The 14,811-nt window shown below is 53.6% G+C and carries 7 protein-coding genes; 5 read left to right on the plus strand and 2 right to left on the minus strand.

The features are described from left to right. Window positions 1-614 precede the first annotated feature (614 nt). From DZC79_RS05130 to treY, 5 genes are all read left to right on the plus strand, one after another. The gene (locus DZC79_RS05130; RefSeq protein WP_118950466.1) at window positions 615-866 is read left to right on the plus strand and encodes a dodecin family protein; all 252 of its coding nucleotides are present in this window, start codon (window positions 615-617) and stop codon (window positions 864-866) included. Then, complete coding sequence (locus DZC79_RS05135; protein WP_118950467.1) at window positions 863-1,141, plus strand: YgaP-like transmembrane domain; 279 nt, start codon at window positions 863-865, stop codon at window positions 1,139-1,141. The genes DZC79_RS05130 and DZC79_RS05135 overlap by 4 nt, the downstream gene beginning before the upstream one ends. 236 nt (window positions 1,142-1,377) lie before the next feature. Continuing rightward, on the plus strand, window positions 1,378-3,519 hold the full coding sequence (gene glgX / locus DZC79_RS05140) for a glycogen debranching protein GlgX (RefSeq protein ID WP_232831760.1): 2,142 nt from the start codon (window positions 1,378-1,380) through the stop codon (window positions 3,517-3,519). 6 nt (window positions 3,520-3,525) lie between these two features. After that, entirely contained in the window at window positions 3,526-5,379 is a 1,854-nt protein-coding gene (gene treZ, locus DZC79_RS05145; RefSeq protein WP_118950469.1) for a malto-oligosyltrehalose trehalohydrolase, read from the plus strand. Next, entirely contained in the window at window positions 5,366-9,481 is a 4,116-nt protein-coding gene (gene treY, locus DZC79_RS05150) for a malto-oligosyltrehalose synthase (protein ID WP_118950470.1), read from the plus strand. The genes treZ and treY overlap by 14 nt, the downstream gene beginning before the upstream one ends. Before the next feature lie 13 nt (window positions 9,482-9,494). On the opposite strand, the gene glgB is transcribed toward treY, so the two are convergent. Both glgB and treS read right to left on the minus strand, forming a co-directional pair. After that, window positions 9,495-11,480, minus strand: coding sequence for a 1,4-alpha-glucan branching protein GlgB (gene glgB / locus DZC79_RS05155; protein WP_118950471.1), 1,986 nt, complete (start codon window positions 11,478-11,480; stop codon window positions 9,495-9,497). Continuing rightward, window positions 11,449-14,796: a maltose alpha-D-glucosyltransferase gene (gene treS, locus DZC79_RS05160; RefSeq protein WP_118950472.1), complete on the minus strand. Its 3,348-nt coding sequence runs from the start codon at window positions 14,794-14,796 to the stop codon at window positions 11,449-11,451. The genes glgB and treS overlap by 32 nt, the downstream gene beginning before the upstream one ends. Window positions 14,797-14,811 lie beyond the last annotated feature (15 nt).

Below are 14,811 nucleotides of genomic sequence, written 5' to 3' on the forward strand. Positions count from 1 at the left end.
AAATGCTATGCCAGCAGCTCATCACAGACAAATATGGATTGTCTGCCTGTATTAGGTGCTTCAGAATGAAAGCTTCCTGTATTGCGGTTGCAACAAGAGGTGGCAATGGGTAATTGCTCCAGGTGTAAGTATTTTCATGTTAGGTGCAATCCGCTCCACGAATGGGGCTTTGCTTAGGAGGTAGGTAACCACTTCTCCCTTTTCATTTAAAATTTCCCTCAGGCCACTATGGATCAATTGCCTGCACTGATAGGGGGCTTAGCTCCGGCAGCTTTACGATCTCTTCTTCGAGATATATAGCCCTTTGTGCGATTTTCCGGAAGTCATCAGCAGCAAAGTGAAGATGCTTAATGGCAGATTGATATCGTCTCGGATACCGGGGGCACCGGGGTCTTTATGATGATTCCCAATAAGATCGGATTGAAACAGGGACTATGCTAACTGTTGCTGTTCTTGCACTTATTCGGCAATACGGTTCCCGTATCAGCATTTCCTTTTATCCACCTTTTCTCACAAGACCGTTGAAGGCTATGCCCTTAGGTGCGCGCACCAGCTGTGGCATTGCTTTTGCGCTGTTACAGCAGAATATTTTTTAACCGCTAAACACAAAAGCTATGCCTATAGTAAAAGTAATTGAAGTCATTGCGGCTTCGGAAGCCAGTTTCGATGATGCCATCCGGAATGCGGTGCGGGAGGTGGCCGATACCGTCGACAATATCGATTCCGTTTATGTAAAAGATTTTAAGGTACATGTAGAAGGTGGTCAGATCAAATCCTATGGCGCTATATGTAAAGTCGCTTTCCGTGTCAATAAGAACGGTGCGAAGGGGGCCGGGACCGCATCCGGTCCGTCCGGTAAGAAATGAGCAGGCTGGCCGGCGCACGTGGCAGAAGAGATCTCCGGTTGAATGTACGGCCACTGGAAATGATCTTGCGGCTCAGCCTGGGGCTGGCCCTGCCTTTTATGCTGGTGTGGGTACATCCGCTTTGGCTTATTATTGTCAATACTGTGGTCGCTACCTATCTGCTGGTCACTGCTGCGCTCTTTTTCTGTCCGCTTAAATTCTTTTTTCAGCATGTGCTGGCGGGCAATAAAGGGGCCACTAAAGATGAACGGAAAATGCCTTTCAAAGATCTTTAGGAAGAATGCTGCTGAATCATTTTTTATGAACGCCATAGCGGGTGGCGCCATTTTTTTCCTGCTCGGCCGTAGCCGGAGTACAACAAAAATTACGATTCAAGCCCGTTTACATTTCGAATCGCTCAATGTGACGCGCCTGAAGTATCTTAAGACAGCCTTGCGTTGTTCTGCTGGTTTGATAAGAAATCGTTATACCCCGGAAAGCCTGATGGATCAGGGTCAACAATACTGTTTCTGTGTTGTTGATCTTCGCTATGGAGCTGAAAACGTACATTGGTTTCCCCTTTCCTTTAGGAGCAACCTGGGATGGCAAAGGAGTTAATTTCTCATTGTTTTCTGATAACGCGACGGCTGTGGAGGTCTGCCTCTTTGATCATAAGGAAGATGCGACACCATCGGCTTGTGTCCGGATCACAGATCGAACCTACAGTGTGTGGCATGTCTATATTCCGGGACTGAAGCCGGGCCAGCTGTATGGCTTCAGGGTACATGGTCCTTACCGCCCTGAAGAAGGGTTGCGCTTTAATCCGCACAAGTTGCTGATCGATCCCAACGGTAAGGCGATATCCGGTGTGCTGAACTGGCACGATGCTTTATTCGGCTATGAGATCGGCAGTCCTGACGGCGACCTGAAGATGAGCAAAACCGATAGCGCGCCTTATCTGCCGAAAGCGATCGTTGTGACGAATGACTTCGATTGGGAGGATGACAGGCCATTGAAGATACCTTACCAGAACACCATTATCTACGAAGCCCATGTAAAGGGTTATACCTGGCTTAATCCCGATATACCGGAGGAGATCAGAGGAACCTATGCTGCTATCGCTCATCCTGCTTCTGTCCGGTACCTTAAGGCGCTCGGCATTACAGCGATCGAGCTGATGCCCGTTCATCATTTCGTTACCGACCGCTACCTCAACGATAAAGGCCTTACCAATTACTGGGGTTACAATACCATTAATTATTATGCGCCCGATATCCGCTATTCGGCCTCCTCGGAATGTGGCGGGCAGATCAATGAATTCAAGCAAATGGTGAAAGACCTGCACAAAGCGGGTATCGAAGTAATCCTCGATGTAGTGTACAACCATACCGGCGAAGGGAGCGAGCTGGGACCTACCTTGTCGTTCAGGGGAATCGATAATGCGTCTTATTACCGGTTGCAGGATGAGAAGCGTTATTATATGGATTATACCGGCACGGGAAACACTCTCAATACAGTACAGCCCAATGTGCTGCGTATGATCATGGATAGCCTGCGCTACTGGATACTGGACATGCATGTAGACGGTTTCCGTTTCGACCTGGCCTCGACCCTGGCCCGGGAGCTGCATGAGGTGGACCGTCTGGGCTCCTTTTTTGATATCATCCACCAGGACCCTGTGATCTCCCAGGTGAAGCTGATCGCCGAACCCTGGGATGTGGGCGAAGGGGGGTACCAGGTGGGTAAGTTTCCTCCGGGCTGGGCCGAATGGAATGGTATGTTCCGCGATTGTATCCGGGATTATTGGCGGGGAGCAGATAGTATGCTGGCCGAATTTGCCGGCCGCTTCACCGGCTCGGCTGATTTGTATAAAGATGACCGCTATCCGACAGCCAGCATCAATTTCGTTACAGCGCATGACGGCTTTACCATGCGCGACCTCGTCTCCTATAATGAAAAGCATAACGAAGCGAATGGTGAAGACAACCAGGATGGCGAAAACCATAACCGGAGCTGGAACTGCGGAGCAGAAGGGGATACTGACGATAAATCCATATTGAAGCTGAGGCGGCAGCAGGTCCGCAACCTGATGACCACGCTTTTTTTGTCCCAGGGAGTACCCATGCTGCTGGCAGGTGATGAGATCGGCCGCACGCAGAAAGGCAATAACAATGCCTACTGCCAGGACAATGAGATCTCCTGGATCGACTGGGAAAATAAGGACGAAGTGCTGCTTGCCTTTACGCAAAAGCTGATCCGGATCAGGAAAGAGCATCCTATCTTTTGCCGCACCCGCTGGTTCAAAGGAGCCAAGCTAAAAGAAGGATCGGTTGCCGATATCGCCTGGTTCCTGCCCGAAGGAACAGAGATGACAGACGAGAACTGGAATCATGACTATGCCAAGTCGCTGGCGGTTTTCCTGAACGGGCAGGGGATCAATGCACACACTTATGAGAACGAGCCGATCACAGACGATCATTTTTATATCCTGTTCAACGCCCATTACGAGGCTTTAGCCTTCAGGCTGCCGGACGCAGCCTATGGCGAACAGTGGATAAAGATCATAGACACGGCGCAGGAGGAAGAAAATGAGGCGCAGGCGCTTTACCGCTGTGGCGAAAAGCTGACGGCGGCAGGGCGTTCTGTAGTCGTATTGCAGCAAAAGAAAAAATAGACCAGAATGAACCAACCCGATATCCGGAGAAAACAGTTAGGGATCAGCTTCCATGAAGGGCGGGCCGAAGTGTTGCTGTGGGCGCCAAAGGCCAGGGAACAGGTAGTGCTGCACGACGAGACTACAGGCGAACATTTGCCGCTGGAGCGAGGAGCATTCGGCTATTGGACCTTACAGACCGATCGTATAGCGGACGATGACTTGTACTGTTTTTCTATTGATGGAGGCAAACCTTTGCCCGATCCGGCATCGCTATCGCAACCGGACGGCGTGCATGGCCCCTCTCAGGCATTGGATCTGCAGCATTTCCCCTGGACCGATCAGCAATGGCACAACCCCGATTTTGGCGATTACATTATTTACGAGCTGCATACCGGTACCTTCAGCGAAGAAGGTAATTTCAACGGGATTATGGCTAAGCTCGGTTATTTGAGGAGCCTGGGTGTGAACGCAATCGAGCTGATGCCGGTGGCGCAATTCCCGGGGCGCCACAACTGGGGCTACGATGGTGTGTTTCCCTTTGCCGTTCAGCAGAGCTATGGCGGCGCCAGGGCTTTGCAGGAGCTGGTAGACCGCTGTCATAGCGAAGGCATCGCCGTAATCCTGGATGTGGTCTACAACCATCTGGGACCAGAAGGCAATTATCTCAAGGCTTACGGTCCTTACTTTACCGGCAAATACAAAACGCCCTGGGGCGAAGCGATCAATTTCGATGATGCCTGCTGCGACCCGGTACGGCGCTTTTTTATCGAGAATGCTTTGATGTGGTTACGTGACTTCCATATCGACGCTCTCAGGCTGGATGCCGTGCATGCGATCAGGGACTTTAGTCCGCAGCATATTACCAAAGCCCTGAATGATGCCGTGACTTTATATGCCGACACTGTAAGTAAACGAAAGTACCTGATCGCGGAGACCGACCTTAACGACAGCCGTTATATCCGCCCCGTGGCCGATTGTGGCTATGGCTTAAGGGCGCAGTGGAGCGACGAGTTCCATCATGCGCTGCGGGTGGCTGTGGGACAGAACCGTGAAGGCTATTATGCCGATTTCAATGGCCTGGAAGACCTGGCTGTCGCGATGAAGAATGCTTATGTTTTTACCGGGCAATACTCGGAACACAGGCAACGCAATTTCGGCACACCGACCTGGGGGATCAGCGGCGATCATTTTGTCGTCTTCGCACAGAACCATGACCAGGTAGGTAATAGAATGCTGGGAGAGCGACTGTCTCAGCTGACGGATCAGGAAACGGCAAAGCTGCTGGCAGCAGTAGTGCTCACGGCGCCTTTCGTTCCCTTGCTATTCATGGGGGAAGAGTGGGGGGCTTCTTCGCCCTTCCTGTATTTCACCGACCATAGTGACAAGCAGCTGATACAGGCCGTGGAAGCCGGGCGGAAAGCCGAGTTCGCTGCCTTTCAGCGGGAGGGCGAGCCTTTCCCGGCCAATGCCGAAGCAACCTGGCTCCGTTCCCGGCTCGACTGGACAGAGCGGAGCGGTGACCGGCACGAAACGATGTTCCGCTTTTACAGGCATCTTATACAGCTAAGGAAGACGCATGCCGCTTTAAAGAATTATGACCGCGCTGCCGTAGAAGTGTCCTGCGATTCGTCTAAAGAAGTGTTGATCCTGGAGCGCACCTATGAGGAGCAGCACTTGTACTGCCTGTTCAACTTTTCCCTTCAGCCGCATGAGGTCCGGCTGCGGGAAGATGCCTTTCCTCTGCGGCTATTGCTTTGCTCGTCGGATCAATGCTGGATGGGCCCCGGCGATAGCGCATCACGTTATGATCGGGATACAGTATTGACCTTAACGCCCCGTTCCGCTCTTATCCTGTCCAACGATCATGTATCTTCCTGAAGCCACATACCGCGTCCAGCTCAATAAGGAGTTCACCTTCGCCCATCTGAGGGCGATTATTCCTTACCTGCACCAGCTGGGAATCAGCACCATCTATGCGTCGCCCATCTTTGCAGCCGTTCCGGGCTCAAGGCATGGCTATGATGGTATCGATCCCAATGCGATCAATCCGGAGATCGGGACGTTGGGCGAGTTCAGGGAGATGGCTGCCGAGCTGAAGCAGCGTGGCATGGGCTGGCTCCAGGACTTTGTGCCCAATCACATGGCATATACGCCGCTTAATCCCTGGATATGCGATTTTCTTGAAAAAGGAAAGATGTCCTTTTACGATCATTATTTCGACAAGAACCCCGATGAGCCGCTGATGGCGCCCTTCCTGGGACAACCATTTCCCGATGTGCTGGCGGCAGGCGAGCTGAAGATCGTTTATGAAAAAGGCCGGTTATACCTTCGTTACTTCGAAGCCTGCTACCCGCTGAACTATACAGCTTATGGCGATATCCTGTACCACGAGTTGTTCGACGACTTTCCCTTCCTCCCCGTGCGCAGGCAATTGGATATCCTATCGCAGGTTACGGACAGCGAAGGTTTCCAGGATGCCTGGGAGCTCCTGCTGAACCACCTGGAATGGTCTTTGGCCGATACTGCCGTTGCTGCACGTTTTGCCGCGGGGCTTGAGGTCCTCAGCGAGAATAAAGATTTGCTTCAGCGCCTTTGCGAGCAGCAGTTTTATCGCCTGTGCCATTGGAAGGAGACTGATACGCGGATCAATTACCGGCGGTTCTTTACGATCAATAGCCTTATCGGGATCAATATACAGCACGCAGAGGTCTTCCGGCACTATCACCGGCTGCTGTTCCAGCTGATAGAAGAAGGCCTGGTACAGGGCATACGTATCGACCATATAGACGGCCTGTATGATCCGGGGGCTTACCTGGAGCAGCTGCGGGAACATACCGGTGACGACGTTTATATCGTAGTGGAAAAGATATTGGAAACAGAAGAAAGCCTTCCGGCACTATGGCCGGTGCAAGGTACTACCGGCTATGATTTCCTGGCCACCGTCAACCAGGTGCTGACCGACAGTGCAGCAGAGGCTGCATTTACGGCTGCTTATGCAACCTGGGCGCCGGGCGAAGGCAGCGTACAGGAACAAATGTATGCTTACAAGCGAAGAATGCTGGAGGAGCATATGCAGGGAGAGCTGGAAAATTTGCTGCGGCTGTGGAAAGCGATCCCCGGCATGCAGCAGCCTGCCTCCGTATCCGATCATGACCTGAAAGCATTGCTAACAGCTTTGCTGGCTTGCTGCCCGGTATATCGCTTTTACCCGCAGGGGCTGCCTTTCGTCAGGGAAGAGCAGGAAGATTTTGATAAGCTCTTGTCTTTGGCCGGCCAAACGGGTACCGTCAGTAGTCATGCTTTAACCTTTTTTGAGCATTGCTTTTCGGCCGGGGCCCTTTCCGGTCTGTCTTACCGTGAACGCCTGCTGCGCTTCTGGCGCCGGTTTATGCAGCTCAGCGGTCCGCTGATGGCGAAAGGAGTGGAGGATACGCTGATGTATAACTACATGCGGTTCCCGGCGCACAACGAAGTGGGAGATACGCCTGCTGCATTTGGCATGCCTGTCTCCGCCTTTCATGAGCGAATGGAAAAAAGGCAGGCTACAACGCCCTTCGCGCTCAATGCCACAGCTACACATGATACCAAAAGAGGGGAAGAAGCACGGGCAAGGTTGCGCCGGACCAGCTATGATGTAGCTGGCTGGCAGGCGGCTATAAGCGAATGGATGGATATGGCGAAAAGCAATGCAGCCAACCTGAGCCCTAAAGACCAGTATACCGTGCTGCTGGCGGTGTACGGGAGTCTGAGCCCCGAAGGTAGTGAAGCAGATTTTGCAGAACGCTTATCTGCTTATCTGCGCAAGGCAGCCAGGGAGGCCAAGCATCATTCTTCCTGGGATAAGCCAGATGAGGCTTACGAGCATGCGCTGATCCGCTATGGACTTGCCGTCGCCGATCAACGCAGCGGCACCGGTATGGCAATGCGACGCTATCTCCGACGGCAGCAGGCGGGCATAGAACGGCAATCTTTGTCACAGCTGGTCCTTAAATGCACCTGTCCCGGGATACCCGATATTTACCAGGGCGCTGAATACCCTGATCTCAGCTTTGTCGATCCGGATAACCGGCGTCCCGTGAATTATACGGACCGGGCGGTATTGCTGCAACGGGTAGCGCAGAAGGACTTCAGCCTGGCACAGCTATCCATGGAAAATCCTGCAGCCATAAAGCTCTTCTGTATGCATCGCCTGCTGCAATGGCGCAGGTCATGTCCGGAGCTCTTTCACCTGGGCACCTACGAGCCGCTGCCGATTGATGGTCCCTATCTTTCTTTCCTGCGCCGCTACGGGCGGCAATGGCTTTGGGTAATGATTCCGCTTGATGATCCGGTTACGGCTACTGTCCGCCTTCCGGGGCTGCCTCCCGGAGCACCGCGGCAATGGACCTCGCTGTTCACGGGAAAGACAATGGCAAGCGATGAACCGGATATAGCTGCTCAGCTGGCGGCTTTTCCTGTAGCTGTTTTTACAGCGGATGTTCCTGATCCGGGCCGCAACGCCGGTATATTGCTGCCGCTGTTTGCGCTGCCTTCTGCCCGTGGGATCGGTACACTGGGGCGGGAAGCATTTGACTGGATACGGTTCCTGGCGGGCTCTGGACAGCGCTTGTGGCAGCTGCTGCCGCTCAACCCCATATCCCATGAAAGCGCTTATTCTCCTTATGCTGCTGTTTCGGCCTTCGCCGGAGAGCCGCTTTATCTCGACCTGGAGCAGCTGGCAGACGAAGGACTATTGCCCCGGCAGGCGATAAGAGAAGTACGCTGGCCGACGGGGGATAGGGTAGACTACAAAGTGCTGATCGCACAGCAACGCCGGCTGCTGCGACAGGCCTGGCAAGTTTTCGGCAGCGGTAATATTGCCGTGCTGCGCCGGGATTTTGCACAGTTCTGCTGGAAACAGACTTTCTGGCTGGAAGATTATGCTTTGTATGTTGTGCTGAAGCGGAAGCAGGAGAATCAAGCCTGGTACGAATGGCCGGAACCTTTACGGGACCGGCATTACGACGTGCTGGAAGCAGTAAAGAAGGAAGAAAGCGAAGCGATCGCTTTCGAGCAGTGGCTCCAGTTTCTCTTCTTCAGGCAATGGGCGCGGCTGAAGCGCTTTGCGGCACAATATGGTGTGGCGCTTATGGGCGATCTGCCTTTTTATATGGACCACGATTCGGCTGATGTATGGGTGCACCGGCAGTGTTTTATGGTGGACGAAGAAGGCCGTAAAACAGCACAGGCTGGTGTGCCGCCCGATTACTTCAGCGAGACGGGACAACTATGGGGCATGCCTACGTATAACTGGGAAGCCTTGCGGGAAGCCGGCTTCGGGTGGTGGCTGCAAAGACTGGCTGCCAACACAGAACGTTATGACCTGGTGCGTCTGGATCATTTCAGGGCTTTCTACGATTACTGGGAGCTGCCCGGAGATGCGCTTACTGCTACCGACGGAGCATGGCTGCCCGGTCCGCAGGCGCTGTTCTTCGACCTTTTGCAGCAGCATTTTCCCCATATGCCTTTTATTGCCGAGGACCTTGGTGAGATCCACCAGGGCGTGTTCGCATTCAAAGATCATTATCGCCTGCCGGGTATGCGCGTGCTGCAGTTTGCTTTTAATCCCTATCTCCCGGGCTCCCGCGACCTGCCGCACAATTTCGATCGCCCGTCCATCGCCTATACGGGTACGCACGACAACGATACCACCCTGGGCTGGTATGAGCAGCTGGGTGCGCAGAGCAGGAAGGACCTGTCTGCCTATGCGGGCTTCGCCATAACAAAAGATAATGTTGCGGAAGCCTTATGCCGCATGGCCTATGCATCGGTTGCCTGTGCTGTGGTGCTGCCTGCGCAGGATCTGCTTGGGCTTGGTGTCGGCGCCCGTATCAACACCCCTTCCACTACCGATGGTAATTGGGTATGGCGCTTAAAGCAGCTGCCCGCTGAAGCGGTGATGCAGCGTTTACGGGAGTGGACGCAGCGTTATAACCGCTGATGGAAGCCTCCTCTTACTTCAAGGGTTGTTCCTGCAACACCAGGTTCTTATCCGCCGGCTGCAGCACCAATACCGATAAGGGTGGCAGCGTTACGGAGATGGCATATGGCCTGCCATGCCGGTTAAGCGGCTGTGGAAAAATGAGGCCGGCATTGCAGATGTCGCTGCCGCCATAGCAGGCTTTATCCGTGTTCATGTATTCTGTCAGCGCTGCCTGCTGCGGTACGCCCAGCTCATATTGACGGAGCACCTGCGGGGTGGCATTGGCAATGAACAGGAGATGATCGCCGGCTTCATGACCTTTGCGCAACCAGCAGAAAACACTGTTCAGCGTATCCTGGTAATCGATCCATTCAAATCCCTCCGGGCTATAGTTATTGTGGTAGAGCGCGGGCATTGTTGTATACAAGTGATTCAGGTCTTTGATCAGCGCCTGTATCCCTTTGTGGAAGGGATGCGCGAGCAGGTCCCAATCGAGGCTATGCTCGTGCCGCCATTCATGACGCTGCCCCCATTCGCTGCCCATGAACAGCAGCTTGGCGCCGGGATGGCCAAACATATAGCCATAGAGCAGGCGCAGGTTGGCTGCCTTTTGCCATTCGTCTCCCGGCATTTTAGCCAGCAGGGAGCCTTTGCCATGGACTACCTCATCATGGGATAAAGGCAGCACAAACTTTTCGGAAAAGGCATAATGCATGCTGAAGGTCAGCTGGTGCTGATGAAAGGAACGGTAAAGAGGATCTTTTTGAAAATAAGCCAATGTATCATGCATCCAACCCATCATCCATTTGAAATCGAAGCCCAGTCCACCTCCCGCTACAGGATGTGTAACCCCGGGAAAGGCCGTCGACTCTTCCGCAATGGTAAATGTTCCGGGCTGCAGCTGGTGCACCGCATCGTTGAGCTGCTGCAGGAAGGCAATCGCTTCCAGGTTCTCCCGGCCATTCAGGTGGTTGGGTATCCATTCGCCTTCTTTACGGGAATAATCGCGGTAGAGCATGGACGCGACGGCATCGACGCGCAGGCCGTCGATATGGAATTGGTCCAGCCAGTACACGGCATTGGAGATCAGGAAAGACCTTACCTCGTTGCGTCCATAGTTGAAGATGTAGCTCTGCCAGTCGGGATGATAGCCTTCCCGGGGATCGGCATGCTCGTACAAATGGGTACCGTCGAATTGGTAGAGCCCATGGGCATCCCCGGGGAAATGGGAAGGTACCCAATCCAGGAGGATGCCGATATCGTGCACATGCAGGGCATTGACCAGGTAACGGAAATCGTCGGGCGTTCCGAAACGCGAAGAAGGAGCATAGTAGCCGGTCAGCTGGTAGCCCCAGCTCCCATAAAAAGGATGCTCCATAACCGGCAGAAGCTCTACATGCGTGAAACCCATTTCGTTACAGTAAGCGGGCAGCCATTCGGCCAGCTCGCGGTAGCTCATCCACCGGTTGCCTTCTTCTGGTATCCTGCGCCAGGAGCCGACGTGCAGCTCATAGATGCTCAGCGGCATCCCGGCGATGTCCTGCTGCCGCCTTTGCGCCATCCAGCGTTCGTCAGTCCAGGTAAAAGCAGAGTGGCCACCGACAACTGATGCCGTATGTGGGGGCATTTCCATTTCAAAGCCGAAGGGGTCTGCTTTATCGGCGCTGAAGCCGGATGCATTCCCGATATGAAATTTATACCGCGTTCCTGCCTGCACATCGGGTACAAACAATTCCCAGATGCCGCTGCTGTCCCACCGTGGCTGCAACTGATGGCTGCCTTTATCCCATCCGTTAAAATCACCGATCACAGACACGTAGTTGGCTCCCGGCGCCCATACGGCAAAGAGCACGCCCTGTTTACCGTTGTGGGTATGCAGCTGTGCGCCCATGTGCCGGTACAGCATATAATGCCGTCCCTCACGGAACAGGCCGATATCAAATGCCGAAAGCAGGCTTGGCGCTGCCGTATCAATGTCCGTTTCCTCAATAAGGCTCTTTACTTTCCGTACACTCATGTGCTGCTGGTTCTTTTTGAAGAATGCTTAAAATACCTTTCAGGGGGATCATCACCCAATCGGGGCGGTTATTCAATTCGTAATTCAGCTCATAAAAGGCTTTGGACAACAGGAAGACATCGAGCAGGATACGGATATCCGCTTCTTCATCCGGTATCAGCCCCGTACCTTTTACCTTTTCCAGGTAGGCCTGCATGAAAATGCCCGCCTGGTAATGGCTCCAGAGCTCCGAGTAGGGGATAAGCTTCCGTATATCTTCGTTCCTGGTTTCTCCTTCGAGGAACAGGCTGCCGTAGGCGGCGTAATGAAAGGAACGGATCATGCCGGCCACATCCCTCAGCGAGGAGAACTTCAGCCGCCGTTCGCTATAGCTGCGCGCCGGTTCGCCTTCGAAATCGAGTATAACCAGGTCTTTTCCCGTAAACAGGATCTGGCCCAGGTGATAATCGCCGTGTATCCTTATTTTCATCAGGTCCAGCTTCCGGCTGTAGATCGCTTTCATCGAAGACATGATCTCCGTCCGTAAGCCAATGACGGTCTGCGCTACGTTCCTTATGTCCGGCGGCAGCCCCGGCAGGTTTCTTTCCAGGTTCTGGAAGGCCTCCCGTATCTGGGTAATGAGACTGGAATAAATGGAACGTTGGTAGTGCAACGAATAAGGCTCGGGGCGGAAAGCAGGAAAGCCGTTTGCCGACATCAGCTTCAGGTGCATTTCGGCTGTGCGGATACCGATCAGGCGCGACTGTTCCGCTACAGCGGAATCGAGCAGCTCGCGAAGCGGGGCCGGCAGGTCTTCAAAGCGGCAGGGAGCGGTAAGCGTACCCCAAAGCGTCATATCTGGCAGCTGCTCCGCGGGCATGGAAAGCACATCGTCGTTGTAAGCGGTAAGCTTTTCCTGCATATAGGCCCAGGCATCGCCATGGTTCTCGACCAGCTGCTGGATCATCGCCAGGGTAATGTTGCCTTTGCCCGATATCCAGTCGACGGTACCCAGGAAGGCAGGTGCATGCTCAAATTGCAGCGGACCGGTCAGCATACGGATCATTTCCTGGTCGGGATTAATATCATAATCCACCTTGCGGTACAGCTTCAGATAGAACTTATCTTCAAAAATAACAGAAGTGTTGCTCTGTTCGGCATTCAGCAGCCGCGACGCAAGTGTTCCGGTCTCCGGCCCGGCAAGATCCCGCAAAACCTGTGTACCGCTGCCCGCTACTTTCACACCTTTCTGATAACCCTGGCCGGCGATCAGCTGCAGCATCAGGTAACGGTGCAACCGGGTATCATACATCGCATCGCAGAGGTAGCCCTCTTCTTCTCCCAGCGTAAGATCCACAATAATGCTTTGCGGGTAGTCCCTTGTCATATCTTCCGTACTGCCTTTAGGAATAAACACCAGCGGGAGCTGGTATATCTCCGGAAAGCCATAGTAATAATGCACTTTCAGGAGCAGCCACATTACCTGCCGGTCGCCGGCAACGGGCAGGCTTTGCTGGTCTTCCAGCTCGATATGATGAATATCCCTGCCTTTGCCGCCGAACCAGCGTACCCGTTTCAGCCATTCGGGCAGTATCGTTTGCAGCAGCAGCTCTTTAGGCATGCTCTCCGTAAGGTCTTCCATCTGCTGCAGGATAAAGTCGGGCATATCGGTTTCCGTAGTCACGGCAGCAGAGATATTCTGCAGGGCAAACCATTGAAAGCCGTATCCGCCCAGCGACAGGAAATAGCGGGTATCTTTGATCACCGGGAATTTATTGCGGCTTTGCAGCTCGATTGGCTGGAAACCCTCAAATTCGCGAAGGTCCAGCTCGGCAGGCTGTGCATAGCGGGAAAGATTGACAACAACCAGCAGGGTCTCGTCGCGATAGCTGCGGATAAAGGCCAGTATCTTGGGGTTGTCTACCATAAGGAAACGGAAGCTGCCCCGGCTGAAGGCCTTGTATTTTTTGCGCAGGTCGATCATCCGTTTCATGTACCAGAGCAGCGAAGAGGGATTGGCCGATTGCAGTTCTACATTCACGATCTCGTAATGGTATTCGGGGCTCAGGATCAGCGGCAGATAAAGCTTTTGCGGGTTGGCCTCAGAGAAGCCGCCATTGCGGTTGGACGACCATTGCATCGGCGTGCGCACACCGTCCCGGTCGCCCAGGTAAAAGTTGTCGCCCATGCCGATCTCGTCGCCGTAATAGATCACCGGGGTGCCGGGCAGGGAGAACAGCAGCGAATTGATGAGCTCTATCTTGCGGCGGTTGTTCTGCATCAATGGGGCCAGCCTTTGCCGTATGCCCAGGTTGATCCGGGCCTTGGGGTCGGAGGCATATACCTTGTACATATAATCCCGTTCTTCGTCGGTCACCATCTCGAGCGTAAGCTCGTCATGGTTACGCAGGAAGATCGCCCACTGGCAGTTGTCCGGTATGGCCGGCGTCTGGTCGAAGATGTCGGTAATGGGGTAGCGGTCCTCCATTTGGAGGGCCATGAACATACGGGGCATTACCGGGAAATGATAGTTCATATGGCACTCGTCGCCGTCGCCGAAATAAGCCGCCGAATCTTCCGGCCACATATTGGCCTCAGCCAGCAGCAAGGTTCCGGGATAATGCGTATCGACATGTTTCCGCAGCTTTTTCAGGAAAGCATGGGTCTCGGGAAGGTTCTCGCAATTGGTACCCTCTCTTTCAAAAAGATAAGGCACAGCATCCAGCCGGAAGCCGTCGACACCCAGCCCGCACCAGAAATCGAGAATACGGAAAACCTCCGCCTGTACCTCCGGGTTGTCGAAATTAAGATCGGGCTGATGCTGGAAGAAACGATGCCAGTAATATTGCTCCGCTACGGGATCCCAGGTCCAATTGCTGGTCTCGTAATCCTGGAAAATAATGCGCGCATCGTTATACTGGGCCGGGTTGTCGGTCCATACATAGAAATCCCTTTCCCGGCTGCCCCTGGGCGCTTGTCGCGCCTGCTGGAACCATGGATGCTGATCAGAAGTGTGGTTGATCACCAGCTCGGTAATCACTTTAAGACCCTGCTGATGGGCTGCCGCCAGGAACTCCCGGAACAGCTCTACATCACCGTAGGCCTGATTAAAGGAATAATAGTCGGCGATATCGTAACCATCATCCCGTAGCGGCGAAGGATAAAATGGCAGGAGCCATATGGCGGTAATGCCCAGGTCGCGCAGGTAGTCGAGCTTCTGCAGCAAGCCCTGCAGGTCGCCCACACCGTCGCCGTTGCTGTCGAAAAAGGCTTTGATGTGTAATTCGTAAATGATGGCGTCTTTGTACCAATATCGGTTGTCCGGTGCACTGTTCATCTGTTCGGGCTTAAA

The organism is Taibaiella helva (genome assembly GCF_003545695.1).
GTDB classification, from domain to species: Bacteria; Bacteroidota; Bacteroidia; order Chitinophagales; family Chitinophagaceae; genus Taibaiella; species Taibaiella helva.

Bases quoted from the DNA above. Each gene is read 5' to 3' on its own strand.
- DZC79_RS05130 (WP_118950466.1), top strand. From the start codon at position 615: ATGCCTATAGTAAAAGTAATTGAAGTCATTGCGGCTTCGGAAGCCAGT.
- DZC79_RS05135 (WP_118950467.1), top strand. From the start codon at position 863: ATGAGCAGGCTGGCCGGCGCACGTGGCAGAAGAGATCTCCGGTTGAAT.
- treZ (WP_118950469.1), top strand. From the start codon at position 3,526: ATGAACCAACCCGATATCCGGAGAAAACAGTTAGGGATCAGCTTCCAT.
- treY (WP_118950470.1), top strand. From the start codon at position 5,366: ATGTATCTTCCTGAAGCCACATACCGCGTCCAGCTCAATAAGGAGTTC.
- glgB (WP_118950471.1), bottom strand. From the start codon at position 11,480: ATGAGTGTACGGAAAGTAAAGAGCCTTATTGAGGAAACGGACATTGAT.
- treS (WP_118950472.1), bottom strand. From the start codon at position 14,796: ATGAACAGTGCACCGGACAACCGATATTGGTACAAAGACGCCATCATT.